Below are 14,151 nucleotides of genomic sequence, written 5' to 3'. Positions count from 1 at the left end.
GCCACGCTGTACGTCTTCACGCTTGGTGCCGCGCAGCAGCAGACCGACGTTGTCGCCAGCTTGACCCTGGTCCAGCAGCTTGCGGAACATTTCCACGCCGGTGCAAGTGGTCTTGACGGTGTCGGAGATGCCGACGATTTCGATTTCTTCGCCGACTTTAACAACACCGCGCTCGATACGGCCGGTCACAACGGTGCCGCGACCCGAGATCGAGAACACGTCTTCCACAGGCATCAGGAAGGCGCCGTCGATTGCGCGCTCTGGCGTCGGGATGTAGGTGTCGAGTGCGTCGGCCAGGGCCATGATCGCGACTTCGCCCATTTCGCCGGTATTGCCTTCGAGGGCCATACGTGCCGAACCCTTGATGATTGGCAGGTCGTCGCCTGGGAACTCGTATTTCGACAAGAGCTCACGCACTTCCATTTCAACCAGTTCCAGCAGTTCTGCGTCGTCGACCAGGTCGCACTTGTTCAGGAACACGATGATGTAAGGAACGCCAACCTGGCGTGCCAGCAGGATGTGCTCGCGGGTCTGTGGCATTGGGCCGTCAGCTGCGGAGCAAACCAGGATCGCGCCGTCCATCTGTGCTGCGCCGGTGATCATGTTCTTGATGTAATCGGCGTGGCCTGGGCAGTCAACGTGAGCGTAGTGGCGGTTAGCCGTTTCGTACTCGACGTGAGCGGTGTTGATGGTGATGCCGCGCGCTTTTTCTTCTGGTGCTGCATCGATCTGGTCGTATGCTTTTGCTTCGCCGCCGAATTTCTTCGACAGAACGGTTGCGATCGCAGCCGTCAGGGTGGTTTTACCGTGATCGACGTGACCGATGGTGCCCACGTTGACGTGCGGCTTGGTCCGTTCGAATTTACCTTTTGCCATTTTGCATTTCCTTTAAATTTTCATTTTTGTGGGACAGAGCACGGTTTTCACGCATGTGCTCTGTCCTCAACTGACTAAAACTGACTAAATTACTTGGCCTTGGCCGTAACGATTGCGTCAGTCACGTGCTTAGGCGCTTCCGAATAGTGCTTGAATTCCATCGTGTAGGTAGCGCGGCCTTGCGTTGCGGAACGCAGCGAGGTCGAGTAACCAAACATTTCGGACAGTGGCACTTCGGCTTTGATGATCTTGCCGCCGCCGCCTGGGATCTCGTCCATGCCCTGCACCATACCGCGGCGGGACGACAGATCGCCCATCACGGTACCGGCGTAGTCTTCCGGCGTTTCCACTTCCACGGCCATCATTGGCTCGAGGATGACTGGCGATGCTTTACGGCAGCCATCTTTGAATGCCATCGAAGCGGCCATCTGGAACGCGTTTTCGTTCGAGTCCACATCGTGGTACGAACCGAAGAACAGCGTGACCTTGACGTCGACCACTGGGTAACCCGCCATCACGCCGGCGTTCAGCGTGCCGCGCACACCCTTTTCAACTGCAGGGATGTATTCGCGTGGAACGGTGCCGCCCTTGATCGCGTCGACGAATTCGAAACCTTTACCGGCTTCTTGCGGCTCGATCTTCAGGACCACGTGACCGTACTGACCACGACCGCCCGACTGCTTGACGAACTTGCCTTCGGATTCTTCGCACACCTTGCGGATCGTTTCGCGGTAAGCCACTTGTGGCTTGCCGACGGTCGCTTCGACGCCGAATTCGCGCTTCATGCGGTCAACGATAATTTCCAGGTGCAACTCGCCCATACCACCGATGATGGTCTGGCCCGATTCTTCATCGGTTTTCACGCGGAACGAAGGATCTTCCTGTGCCAGGCGGTTCAGCGCCAGGCCCATTTTTTCCTGGTCAGCCTTGGTTTTCGGCTCGACTGCCTGCTGAATCACCGGCTCAGGGAAGACCATTTTTTCCAGCGTGATGATCGACGATGGATCGCACAGGGTTTCGCCCGTGGTCGCGTCTTTCAGGCCGACCGCGGCGGCGATATCGCCGGCGTGGACTTCCTTGATTTCTTCGCGCTGGTTAGCGTGCATCTGCAAAATACGGCCAAGACGCTCTTTCTTGTTCTTGATCGGATTGTAGACGGTGTCGCCCGACTTGATCATGCCCGAGTAGACGCGGAAGAAGATCAGCTGGCCCACGAACGGGTCGGTCATGATCTTGAATGCCAGCGCCGAGAATTTCTCGGTGTCTTCCGCTTTACGCGTGGTCGGCTGGTCATCTTCGTCCATGCCCTTGACTGGCGGGATGTCGACTGGCGATGGCAGGTATTCGATCACGCCGTCGAGCATGGCTTGCACGCCCTTGTTCTTGAACGCGGTGCCGCACATCATCGGAACGATTTCCGAAGCGATCGTACGCTGACGCAGCGCCTTCTTGATCTCTTCTTCGCTCAGATCGCCTTCTTCCAGGTACTTGTTCATCAGTTCGTCGTTCGCTTCAGCAGCGGTTTCGACCAGCTTCAGACGCCACTCGGCAGCCTGCTCTTGCAGCTCAGCAGGAATGTCGCGGTAGTCGAACTTCATGCCCTGCGACGCGTCGTCCCAGTAGATGGCTTTCATCTTGACCAGATCGACCACGCCCTTGAAGTTGTCTTCGGCGCCGATTGGAATCTGCAGCGGAATCGGGTTCGCCTTCAGGCGAGCGCGCATCTGCTCGTAGACCTTGAAGAAGTTGGCGCCGGTACGGTCCATCTTGTTGACAAAAGCCAGACGTGGCACTTTGTACTTGTTAGCCTGGCGCCATACGGTTTCCGACTGTGGCTGAACACCGCCCACTGCGCAGTAAACCATGCAGGCACCGTCGAGCACGCGCATCGAGCGTTCAACTTCAATCGTGAAGTCAACGTGGCCCGGGGTGTCGATGATGTTGATGTGGTGCTCAGGGAAATTGTTAGCCATCCCTTTCCAGAAGCAGGTCGTCGCAGCCGAGGTAATCGTGATACCGCGCTCTTGCTCTTGCTCCATCCAGTCCATGGTGGCCGCGCCATCATGCACTTCGCCGATCTTGTGGTTCACGCCCGTGTAGAACAGGACGCGCTCGGTCGTGGTGGTCTTGCCAGCATCGATGTGAGCCGAGATACCGATATTGCGGTAGCGCTCAATGGGGGTCTTGCGTGCCATAATTATTCCTAAATCTTTTAATGGACAAAACCGAGCGGCATTTTGTGAACAAAATGAGCCCGGCCTCGAACAACAGATACATGGCCACGCCTGGGCTCACACAAATGTGCAAGCCAGGGCGTGGCCAATTGATTAGAAGCGGAAATGCGAGAACGCTTTGTTCGCTTCTGCCATGCGGTGAACTTCGTCCCGCTTCTTCATAGCACCACCGCGCATTTCAGCGGCTTCCATCAGTTCACCACCGAGGCGTTGCGGCATGGATTTTTCGCTGCGCTTGTTTGCGGCTTCGCGCAACCAACGCATGGACAGCGCCATACGACGAACCGGACGAACTTCAACTGGCACCTGGTAGTTGGCACCACCGACGCGGCGGGACTTAACCTCGACCATCGGCTTGGCATTGTTGATCGCGGTTGCAAACACTTCGAGCGGGTCTTTGCCGGACTTTTGCTTGATGTGCTCGAATGCACCGTAGATGATGTTTTCTGCGACCGATTTTTTACCGGACAGCATCAGTACGTTGACGAATTTGGCGACATCTTGGTTACCGAACTTTGGATCTGGCAAGATTTCGCGCTTGGGTACTTCACGACGACGTGGCATATCAATTCCTTCCTATCTTCAGTTGAGCGCGCGGTGCGCACTCGCGGAGGCCATCATAGCCATCCACTTACTCGACCATTACGGTCGGTTCAACTCGTTAAACTTCTAGTGAAAGCGGGGCGAAAAATTACTTCTTGCCTGCTTTAGCGCGCTTCGTACCGTATTTCGAACGAGCTTGCTTACGGTCTTTGACGCCCTGGGTATCCAGTGCACCGCGAACCATGTGGTAACGCACACCCGGCAAATCTTTTACACGACCGCCGCGCAGCAGCACGACACTGTGTTCTTGCAGGTTGTGGCCTTCACCGCCGATGTACGAAATGACTTCGAAACCGTTGGTCAGGCGAACTTTGGCGACTTTACGCAGAGCCGAGTTAGGCTTCTTTGGAGTCGTCGTGTACACACGGGTGCAAACACCACGTTTTTGCGGGCTGTTTTCCAGCGCCGGCGATTTGCTTTTCACGGTCAGAGCGACACGTGGATTGCGAATCAGTTGATTGATGGTTGGCATCGTTATAAATCCAACAAAATTACAACATGAATAACCCGGACAGAGTGTCCGGGGACTAAAACGGAGTCCCGACGAGCACTGCGCAGGAGAGGCACCGACAGCCGCCCTGCGAGGAGCGGCGCTGAATGCGTAAACAATGCGCAGAATAAAATCGAGAACTCGCGAGTATAGGCGCGAAGTGGCAGGCAGTCAAACAGTTTAACGCTTGGCAATGCGGATGTGGGGCGATGATGCTAGAGAAAACAGGGACTGTGGCGGGGGTGAGACAGGGCGTTGCAGCAAGCATGGCCGCTCGTGCCCTCTGCGCCCGCCAACCTCAAAGCCGTCGTTCCTGGCACTGCCAGGAACGACTCCCCGCGCCTTGGCGCGGAGACGACGGAGCTGGCTCAGTGGTACTCAACCTGACTATTACAGCTTGTCAGCCGCCGCCTTCATGCGATCGGCGCGCGCGTTCGAACCCGGGTGGCTCGCCATCATGCTGCCTTCGCCCTGCTCCTGCTTGGCCAGCTTGCGGAATGCCGATTCCATCGCGCGCACGTCGTACTTGTGCTTCTGCATGAACTTGAAGCCATAGTCATCCGACGCGGTCTCATCGGACTGCGAGAACTGCGCATTGCCGAAGGCCTTGATGGTTTCTTCGTTGGCTGCGACCATGCTGCCGATCTGGTTGCCGCTCGCGCCCGCCGCCTTGGTACCGGCCGACAGCACCAGCGCCTTTTTCATCTGCGACGCCGAGTGACCCAGCTTGGTATGGCCGATTTCATGGCCGATCACGCCGCGCAGTTCCTCGTCGTTCATCAGGTCCATCAAGCCGGCGTAAATACGGATGCTGCCGTCCGGCGTGGCGAATGCATTGATTTCAGCGGACTGGTACACCGCAAAGTTCAGCTTCAGGCCATCTTCGTTTTCCAGGCCCTTGGTCAACATCGCCAGGCGCTTGGCGTACTTGCTGCCGGCCGGCGCGAGTTTTTCTTCCTTGTCCATCTGGCGCATCATCAGGCGCGAGCCTTCGATCACATCCTTGTCGCTGACGGTGGCGGCCTTGGCCAGATCCTTGCCCGCGCCCAGCATGCCGCCGAGGTCGATAGCCGACGCGGCGCCTGCGCTCAGGATCAACATGGTCAGCGCGGCAATACGAATTGTGGTTTTCATGGAGTTACTCTCATTCAGGTTATTAGTAATAAAACATTGCCATTGTAGCAGCATGCGGCATCATCCATTGCATCCGTATACATATAATTACAATCAAGGCAACGCTTTGCTGCATCGAATATTTGGCAAGGAGAACTAAAAACCCGGGATAATGGCCAATTTTGCTGGACCATGCTTCCCTGATGCGACATCTGCTGCGCCCTGCCCCGCTCTACCTGCTGCTGACCTACGCGGCACTGTCGGCCATCCCCTTCTTCCCCATGCTGCTTGGCAAGCGGCTCGACCGTCCATGGCAAGTGCTCGGCATCGAAGCGGTAGCCTGGGTGGCGGTGTGGGCGCTGTTCAAGCGTCCCGCCTGGTTCCACTGGCTGCTGATCCCCGCCTTCCTGGCCCTGCCGACCGAAATCTACCTGTTCAGTTTCTACGGGCAAAGCATGTCGACCCACCACCTGGGCATCATTGCTGAAACCAGCCCCAAGGAAGCGCTCGAATTTCTCGGCAAGACAGTCTGGCTGATGGCCGCCGTCATGGCAGCCGTCAGCGCCTGGTGGATCACCAGTTTCCAGGCGGCCCGCCGCGCCCGCGAACTGGACTGGGACGACAGCTCGCGCTGGCTCAGCCTGGGCCTGCTGGCCATCGGCGCCGGCCTGTGGGCGTACGGCGTCGAATTCGGCGTGGGCGCGGCGCCGCGTGCCGCCTCGACAGCGGCGTCGGCCAGTGCCAGCAAGCCCACCCCGGGCGCCGCGCACACCGGCTGGACATCCCCGCCCCTGCCGCGCTGGGCCGTGCTGCCGCTCGAATTCGACGCGTTCGCGCAAACCTGGCCATTCGGCATCACGGCGCGCGGCGTCGACTTCTATAAAGAACGCAAGCACCTGGCCGAACTGGGCCAGCGCAACAGCCACTTCCGCTTCGGCGCGCGCCAGGCGGCGCCCGATGCCCAGCCCGAAATCGTGGTGATGGTGATCGGCGAATCGTCGCGCTTCGACCGCTGGAGCCTGAACGGCTACACGCGCGACACCAATCCCCTGCTCGCCAAGGAAGCCAACCTGGTCACCCTGCCCGACGTGATCACGTCCGTCTCGGCCACGCGCCTGTCGGTGCCGGTGATTATCTCGCGCAAACCGGCCATCAAGAGCCTGAAGGATGGTTTTGCCGAAAAATCCTTCCTGACTGCCTACAAGGAAGCCGGCTTCAAGACGTACTGGCTGTCGAACCAGATCTCGTTCGGCGAATTCGACACGCCGGTGTCGGTGTTCGCCAGGGAAGCGGACGTGATCCAGTTCCTCAACCTGGGCGGCTTCACCAACAACTCCAATTTCGACGCCATCCTGTTCGACCCGCTGCGCCGCGCCATCGCCGACCCGGCGCCGAAAAAGCTGATCGTGCTGCACTCGCTGGGCAGCCACTGGAACTACAGCCAGCGCTACCCCAAACAGTTCGACCGCTGGCAGCCCTCCCTGTTCGGCGTCGACAAGCCGGTCTACAGCGATCCCGCGCTCAAGACCGAGCTCAATAACAGCTACGACAGCAGCATCTTGTATACCGACTGGTTCCTGTCCAACGTGATCGGGCAGCTGAAAGGATCGCAACAGCGCAGCGCCATGCTGTACGTGTCCGACCACGGCCAGACGCTGTACGACAACAGCTGCAAGCTGGCCTTCCACGGCCACAATAGCCAGTACGAATTCCACGTGCCGGCGCTGGTCTGGTATTCGGACCAGTACCTGGCGCGCTATCCGGACAAGGTGACGCAGCTGCAGCGCCACGGCAAGGCGCGCCTGGCGACCGAGAACATGTTCCACACCCTGCTCGACCTGGCCGACATCCGCTACCCCGACGAGCGCCTGGAATGGAGCTTTGTCAATCCCGGCTTCACGCAGCACAAGCGCTACGTCGACAGCTACGGCTGGAGCGACTACGACAACGCCACCATGAAAGGCGACTGCCGCGAGGTCATCGACAAGGGCACGCCGCTCAAGCGTGAGAAATAAGCCATCACCGCCCTCAAGGACAACATGAGTAACTATATCGAAACCGGATTCAAGCTGCTGTTGTGGTATCTCGCCGCGACCTTTATCGCCACCCAATTGTGGCTGGTCCTCGAGCCGCCGCACGCCCATGTCCCGGGCAGCATCTTCATGGTGCTCTCGCCCATGGGTCCCTACCTGTGGATCAAGGCGATCCTGGAAGGCCGGGGCTCGGCCGCGAACATCTGCGCGCTGCTGATCGTGGCGGCGGCGCTGGCCGTGGGAACCTGGCACTCGCTGCGCAAGCGCGGCCCTTAACCCTGGCCCGCGTGCCGGCTTCGTCAACGTGCGCTAAGCCGGCACTGCTTCCCTCGCGGCGTCGCCCGCCAGCACCCCGTCGCAATCGCCCGGATGCGCCAGGTAGCCATTGAGCCAGTCGAACACCCTGCCCGCGCGCGCTTCGATGGCCGGGCCGAAGCCGCGCTGCGCCAGCAGGGCGATGCCGTTGGTATGCGCCAGCACGCCCGCTTCCAGCACCAGCCGGCCAGCGCCGTCCAGGCGCACGCACAGGGGCGCGAGCCGGTGCGCCAGCAAGGACGCCAGCACCAGGTTGTGCGACGAGACCATCACCAGCCCCTTGGCCGCCAGTACATCGAGCACCGAGGCCGCGGCCGACACCGATTCGAGGTGATTGGTGCCCCGGAAAATCTCGTCGATGATGCAGATGCCGGGATGCGGCCCGTCGGCCGCCGCCAGCAACTCCTGCGCGCGCCGCAGTTCGGCCATGTACAGGCTCTCGCCGCTCAGCAGCGAATCCACGCTCTGCATGCTGGTGTAGACCGGCAGGTCCGGCACGCTGGCGCGCCGCGCGTAGCAAAAGCCGAACGCGCGCGCCGTCACCAGGTTCACGCCCACGGTGCGCAGCAAGGTGCTCTTGCCGATCCCGTTCTGGCCCGAGATGAAGGCGCCGCCGCCATCGATCCTGACCGACAGCGCCTGCGCCTGCGGCAGCAGCGGATGCACGGTGCCTTCCAGCGCCAGCGTATTGTGCGCATGGCGCCCGGCCCAGCACAGCGCGGGGGCATCGAGCAGATGGCGCGCCAGCGCAATATCGGCTTCCAGCTCGCCCACCCGCGCAAAGCACGCGCGCAGGAAGTCCAGGTTGCCGTGCACCAGCCGCACGCCCTTGAAGTAGTGGTTCACGTTGTCGAGCATGAACCAGTCCAGATAGGTGCGCGCGCCCGGCGTCATCTCCACCATCGGCGCGCGCGACAGCTGGCGATTGAGCTTGCCCGCCGCCGCGCCCGCGCCGGCGAACGGCAGCAGCAAGGCATCCTTGCTCGCTCCCAGGATGCTCGACACACGCAGCACCATCTGCAGCGCGTTCATCGACAGATCCCACTCGTCCACCCGTTCGTGATAGCGCATCTGGGTGCTCATTAATATGTACGCGACCACGCCGGTGGCCAGCCATGCGGCCGGGGTCACGATCACGGCGCCGATCGACGCCAGCAGCAGGAGCGGCAGCGGCCAGGTTTTGCCGACCCACCAGGGCGCTGGCGGCGCGGCATCCGCGAACAGCAAGGTGGCGATTTCCTTGTCCGCATGGCGCAGCGAGGTGCAGTCGCGGTGCAGCGCGGCCAGGCGCTCCGGATCGCGCATCAGCTCGCGCACCCGTTCGCCCACGGCGGCGCAGGCGTCGTCGCCCAACCCCTCGCGCAGGCGCCGGTACAGCACCTGCTGGCCGAAGATGCTCACTTCTTTTGATAACTGCGCGCGGTAGGTATCGAGCAGCAGGTCCTTCCAGGTGGCGTCATCGAGCGCGCCGCGCGCCGGATCGGCGCACAGCCGGTGCAGCTGCGCCACGTCGCTCGCCACGAAACCGTAATCGACCGGCTCCCGGCCGGGAATGATCAGGAACGCGCGCAAACTGGTCACCACTTGCGTCCACACGGCGGACAACTTCGATACGAACGCGGACATACTGCCTTTCTGGGCTGCGGCCGCGCGGATCGCGCAGCCAGCCTGCCAGATGTGGATTAATTAACAAAATGCAAGTCCACCCTGTCCGCGCACTGTCCATACAGACCGTCCGGACGGCGCGGACAGCCCCGCCGCATTGACGAATTCCATATAAATCAGCCACTTAGCGCTTGGCACGCTTCCTGCTTTGCTTTTGCTATTACTATTGCTATTGACTGTTCAGACAAACCCATGATCCGAGATACCTCTTCCCAGGACGCCACCATCAGCGCAGCGCCCGCGCACAAGGCAAAGCGCCGCATCGTGGCCGCGGTGCTGGCACTGGGCGCGCTGGGCGGCGCCGCGCTGCTGCTGTCCGCCTGGAGCGGCAGCGAGCATGCGGTCAGCGCGGCGCGCCTGCGCGTGGCCGAAGTCACGCGCGGAACGCTGGTGCGCGACGCCTCCGTCAATGGCCGCGTGGTGGCCGCCGTCAGTCCCACCCTGTACGCCAGCGCGCCGGCCACGGTCACGCTCAAGGTGGCCGCCGGCGACACGGTGACAAAAGGCCAGGTCCTGGCGCTGCTCGAATCGCCCGACCTGTCGGACGCGCTCAAACGCGAGCAATCGAGCTACCAGCAGCTCGAAGCGGAAGTGGCGCGCCAGCGCATCCTGGCCAAGAAACAAAAGCTGCTGGCCCAGCGCGAAGCCGACACCGCCGAGATCGACCGCCTGTCGGCCCAGCGCACGCTGGAGCGCTACGACAGCGTGGCCCAGGAAGGCATCATCGCCAAGATCGACTATCAAAAAGCCAAGGACGCGCTCAATTCGGCCGGCATCCGCGCGCGCCACGCATCCCAGGCAGCCACGCTGGAAGGCGACGACGTCGGCCTGGCGCTGCAAACCAAGGTGGCCGAACTCGATCGCCAGCGCCTGTCGATGGCCAACGCCCAGCGCCGCGTGGACGAATTGAGCGTGCGCGCGCCGGTCGATGGCTTCATCGGCACGCTGTCGGTGCAAAACCGCAGCGTGGTGGCGGCCAATGCCGCCCTCATGACGCTGGTCGACCTGTCGCGCCTCGAAGTCGAACTCGAAGTCCCGGAAACCTATGTCGACGACATGGGCCTGGGCATGAGCGCCGAGATCGCGCTCGGCAACGCCACCGCCAGCGGCAAGCTGTCGGCCCTCTCGCCGGAGGTGGTCAAGAACCAGGTGCTGGCACGGGTGCGCTTCGACGGCGCCCAGCCCAAGGGCCTGCGCCAGAGCCAGCGCGTCAGCGCGCGCCTGCTGATCGAAGAAAAGCGCGACGTCATCCTGCTGCCGCGCGGCCCCTTCGTCGAAAACGAAGGGGGCCGCTTCGCCTACGTCATGCAAGGCGGCGTGGCCGTGCGCACCCCGATCAAGCTGGGCGCGACCAGCGTGTCGTCGGTCGAGATCTTGTCGGGCCTGAAACCCGGCGACAAGGTCGTCATCGCCGGCACCGACAGCTTCGCCAACGCCGCGCGCGTCTCGATTCACAACTGATCAATCATTGATTTCCAACGAAAGGACCATCCATGCTGCGCATGACCAATCTGAGCAAGGTGTACCGCACCCACATGATCGAAACGCACGCACTGCGCGGTTTCGAGATCCAGGTCAACCAGGGCGAATTCGTCACCGTCACCGGCCCTTCCGGCTCGGGCAAGACCAGTTTCCTGAACATCGCCGGCCTGCTCGAAGAATTCACCGATGGCGAATATGTGCTCGACGGCGTGAATGTGAAGGGCATGGACGACAACGCCCGCTCGCGCCTGCGCAACGAAAAGCTCGGCTTCATCTTCCAGGGCTTCAACCTGATTGCCGACCTGTCCCTGTTCGACAACGTGGACGTGCCGTTGCGCTACCGGGGCTTTAACGCCGCCGAACGCAAGGAACGCATCGAAGACGCGCTGTCCAAGGTCGGCCTGGCCTCGCGCATGAAGCACTATCCGGCCGAACTGTCGGGCGGGCAGCAGCAGCGCGTGGCGATCGCGCGCGCGCTGGCCGGCTCGCCCAAGCTGCTGCTGGCCGATGAACCGACCGGCAACCTCGATACCCAGATGGCGCGTGGCGTGATGGAACTGCTCGAAGAGATCAACGCCCAGGGCACCACCATCCTGATGGTCACCCACGACCCGGAACTGGCGGTGCGTTCGCAGCGCAATGTGCACATCATCGACGGCCAGGTGTCGGACCTGGTGCGCAAGCCGGCCGTCCTGGCCGGCGCCCGGGTATCAAGCCAGGTCGCATAAGGAGAATCCATGTTTTCGTACTATTTCCTGCTGGGCGTGCGCAGCCTGCGCCGCAACCCGGCCCTCACCGCGCTGATGGTGCTGACCCTGGCCATCGGCGTGGCGGCCAGCGTCGCCACCCTGACCATCCTGCACGTCATGTCGAGCAATCCCATTCCGCACAAGAGCGAGCGCCTGTTCGTCCCGAGAATCGACAACGGCCCGCTCGAAAACTTCAATCCGCAGGACGAAGACCACGGCGATCCGCAATCGACCTACATCGACGCCACCAATTTCCTCAAGAGCGGCCAGGGCGAACGGCGCACGGTGCTGTACGGCGTCTCCGCGCCGCTCGAACCGGAGCGCAAGGACCTGGCCGTGATGTCGGTCAAGGGCATGGCCCTGACGCGCGACTTTTTCGCGATGATGGACGTGCCGTTCCGGTACGGGCAGCCGTGGAGCGAGGCCGACGACAAGGCCGGCGCCGACGTCGTGGTCCTGAGCCAGGCGTTGGCCGAAAAGCTGTTCGGCGCGGTCGACCCGGTCGGCAAGCGCATTCGCCTGATGGACGCCCAGTTCCAGGTGGTGGGCGTGCTCAAGCCGTGGGTGCCGGTACCGAAGTTCTATAAGCTGATCGGCGGCAGCGGCGCCTTCGGCGCGGAGGATGAAATGATGCTGCCTTTCGCCACCGCGATCCGGCACGAATCGAACCCGGAAGGCACCCTCAGTTGCCGCGGGCGCGCCGAACCGGGCTGGCAAGGCTTCCTCGATTCGGAATGCACCTGGCTGCAGTTCTTTTTCGAGACCAAGACCGGCGCCGGGCGCGCCGGGCTGCAGGATTACCTGGACAACTACGCGGCCGACCAGCGCAAGCTGGGGCGCCTGAAACGCAAGCAGCCAAACCAGCTGTTCGACGTCATGCAGTGGCTCGAATTTCGCAAGGTGGTGGCCAACGACAGCCGCCTGTCGGCCTGGCTGGCGTTCGGCTTCCTGCTGCTTTGCCTGGTCAACACCATCGGCCTGCTGCTGGCCAAATTCTCGGTGCGCGCCTCCGAGGTCGGCATCCGGCGCGCGCTGGGCGCCTCGCGCAAGGAGATCTTCCGCCAGTTCCTGACCGAGACCGCGGTGATCGGCCTGGCCGGCGGCATGCTGGGACTGGGGCTGGCCTTCGGCGCGCTGGCCCTGATCGGCATGCAATCGAAGCAGTTGCAGATCGTCGCCCACATGGACTGGCAGATGCTCGGCCTGACGTTCCTGATGTCGCTGGGCGCCGCCATGCTGGCCGGCCTGCTGCCGACCTGGCGCGCCTGCCAGGTCACGCCCGCGATCCAACTCAAATCGCAGTAACATACGAAAGACCCGACATGGAAATCCGTCCCATCCTCTCCGCGCTCCTGCGCAGCAAAACCGGCGCCATCCTGGTGGCGCTGCAAGTGGCGATCAGCCTGGCGATCCTGAGCAACGCGCTCCACATCGTCAACGTGCGCCAGGCCGTGGCCGCGCGCCCGAGCGGCATCGCCGACGAAGCCAACGTGGTCCACATCAAGGTGCGCCACCTGGTAGAAGGCAGTCACCAGGAACAGCTGGCGCGCCAGCAGGCCGAAACGCGGGCCCTGCGCGCCATCGGCGGCGTGCTGTCCACGGCCTTTGCCAACCAGGCGCCGATGTCGCAATCCGGCTGGACCACCGGCCTGACCACCTCGCGCACGGCCGGCAACGACAGCTCCCCCACCTCCATGTACTACTCCGGCGATTCGCTGGTCAAGACCTGGGGCCTGACGCTGGTGGAAGGGCGCGACCTGGCGCCCGCCGACGTCGTCGAGATCGACGGCAAGACCTCGCCCGACGACCTGTTCCCCAGGTCGGTCGTGATCACCAGGGCGCTGGCCGGCAAGCTGTGGCCGGGCGCCAGCCAGGCGGTCGGCAAGACGCTGTATTTCGGTAACGGCGACGATGCCAATGCGGCTACCGTGGTCGGCGTGGTCGACACGCTGCAGTCGCAAAACGCAGAGGTGGCCACGCGCGGCGGCTTTGCCCTGATCGCCCCGATCCGCCAGTCGTTCGCGTCCATCATGTACACCGTGCGCACCGAGCCGGGGCAGCTGGAGCGGGTCATGAAGGAGGCCGAGGCCGCGCTGCGCGCCAACAGCGGCGGCCGCGCCATCATCAAGATGAAGACGGTGGCCGAGGACCGCAAGGAGCGCTACCGGGCCGACCTGGCGCTGTCGTGGATGCTGATCGCAGTCAGCGTGCTGCTGCTGCTCATTACCGCCAGCGGCATCGTCGGCATGGCCAGCCTGTGGGTCACCCAGCGCCGCAAGCAGATCGGCGTGCGGCGCGCGCTGGGGGCGCGCCGCATCGACATCCTGCGCTACTTCATCACCGAGAACTTCATGATCACCAGCGTCGGCGTGCTATGCGGCGTGCTGGCGTCGGTGGCGCTGAACCAGCTGCTGGTCAGCCAGCTGGACATGGCCCGCCTGCCGATCGCCTACCTGGTGGTGGGCGCCGGCGTGTTCTGGGCGCTGGGCGTGGCCGCGGTGGCCGGACCGGCGTACCGCGCCGCCTCCATTTCCCCGGCCACGGCGACCCGCAGTGCCTGACGGCCTGCGTTCCGATGGTATGCTAGCGGC

The 14,151-nt window shown here is 62.5% G+C and carries 12 protein-coding genes; 6 read left to right on the top strand and 6 right to left on the bottom strand.

What is annotated here, in order from left to right; translation table 11 throughout:
- The 5 genes from tuf to PO883_RS16910 all read right to left on the bottom strand — a co-directional run.
- Positions 1-876, bottom strand: an 876-nt coding sequence (tuf, locus tag PO883_RS16930; protein WP_289310809.1) for an elongation factor Tu, incomplete at its 3' end; no start/stop codon positions are given.
- Positions 877-965: 89 nt separating this feature from the next.
- Complete coding sequence (gene fusA / locus PO883_RS16925; protein ID WP_167083957.1) at positions 966-3,071, bottom strand: elongation factor G; 2,106 nt, start codon at positions 3,069-3,071, stop codon at positions 966-968.
- Between the two features lie 132 nt (positions 3,072-3,203).
- On the bottom strand, positions 3,204-3,674 hold the full coding sequence (rpsG, locus tag PO883_RS16920) for a 30S ribosomal protein S7 (RefSeq protein ID WP_054265804.1): 471 nt from the start codon (positions 3,672-3,674) through the stop codon (positions 3,204-3,206).
- Positions 3,675-3,801: 127 nt separating this feature from the next.
- Entirely contained in the window at positions 3,802-4,185 is a 384-nt protein-coding gene (gene rpsL, locus PO883_RS16915; protein WP_025603541.1) for a 30S ribosomal protein S12, read from the bottom strand.
- 408 nt (positions 4,186-4,593) lie between these two features.
- On the bottom strand, positions 4,594-5,337 hold the full coding sequence (locus PO883_RS16910) for a M48 family metalloprotease (RefSeq protein WP_289310808.1): 744 nt from the start codon (positions 5,335-5,337) through the stop codon (positions 4,594-4,596).
- 182 nt (positions 5,338-5,519) lie between these two features.
- Between PO883_RS16910 and PO883_RS16905 the strand changes: the two genes are divergently transcribed.
- Together PO883_RS16905 and PO883_RS16900 are read left to right on the top strand one after the other, a co-directional pair.
- A complete protein-coding gene (locus PO883_RS16905; protein WP_289310807.1) occupies positions 5,520-7,331 on the top strand; it encodes a phosphoethanolamine transferase in 1,812 nt (603 codons plus the stop codon).
- 24 nt (positions 7,332-7,355) lie between these two features.
- Entirely contained in the window at positions 7,356-7,625 is a 270-nt protein-coding gene (locus PO883_RS16900) for a hypothetical protein (protein ID WP_289310806.1), read from the top strand.
- Between the two features lie 33 nt (positions 7,626-7,658).
- On the opposite strand, the gene PO883_RS16895 is transcribed toward PO883_RS16900, so the two are convergent.
- Positions 7,659-9,290 (bottom strand): hypothetical protein, encoded by a 1,632-nt coding sequence (locus PO883_RS16895; protein WP_289310805.1) that lies wholly within the window; start codon positions 9,288-9,290, stop codon positions 7,659-7,661.
- A gap of 231 nt (positions 9,291-9,521) precedes the next feature.
- Between PO883_RS16895 and PO883_RS16890 the strand changes: the two genes are divergently transcribed.
- The 4 genes from PO883_RS16890 to PO883_RS16875 are packed head-to-tail and all read left to right on the top strand — an operon-like array spanning position 9,522 to position 14,121.
- Positions 9,522-10,790: an efflux RND transporter periplasmic adaptor subunit gene (locus PO883_RS16890; protein WP_167083967.1), complete on the top strand. Its 1,269-nt coding sequence runs from the start codon at positions 9,522-9,524 to the stop codon at positions 10,788-10,790.
- Between the two features lie 32 nt (positions 10,791-10,822).
- On the top strand, positions 10,823-11,539 hold the full coding sequence (locus tag PO883_RS16885) for an ABC transporter ATP-binding protein (RefSeq protein WP_167083969.1): 717 nt from the start codon (positions 10,823-10,825) through the stop codon (positions 11,537-11,539).
- Between the two features lie 9 nt (positions 11,540-11,548).
- Positions 11,549-12,865 carry an ABC transporter permease gene (locus PO883_RS16880; protein WP_289310804.1) on the top strand — a complete coding sequence of 439 codons (1,317 nt, stop codon included), beginning with the start codon at positions 11,549-11,551 and terminating at the stop codon, positions 12,863-12,865.
- Positions 12,866-12,882: 17 nt separating this feature from the next.
- Entirely contained in the window at positions 12,883-14,121 is a 1,239-nt protein-coding gene (locus PO883_RS16875) for an ABC transporter permease (protein ID WP_289310803.1), read from the top strand.
- The last annotated feature ends 30 nt before the right edge of the window (positions 14,122-14,151 follow it).

This window comes from Massilia sp. DJPM01, from assembly GCF_030348125.1.
GTDB lineage: Bacteria > Pseudomonadota > Gammaproteobacteria > Burkholderiales > Burkholderiaceae_D > Telluria_A > Telluria_A frigida.
Note: the sequence above shows the minus strand (reverse complement) of the source record. Positions and strands in the feature narration are given on the sequence as shown.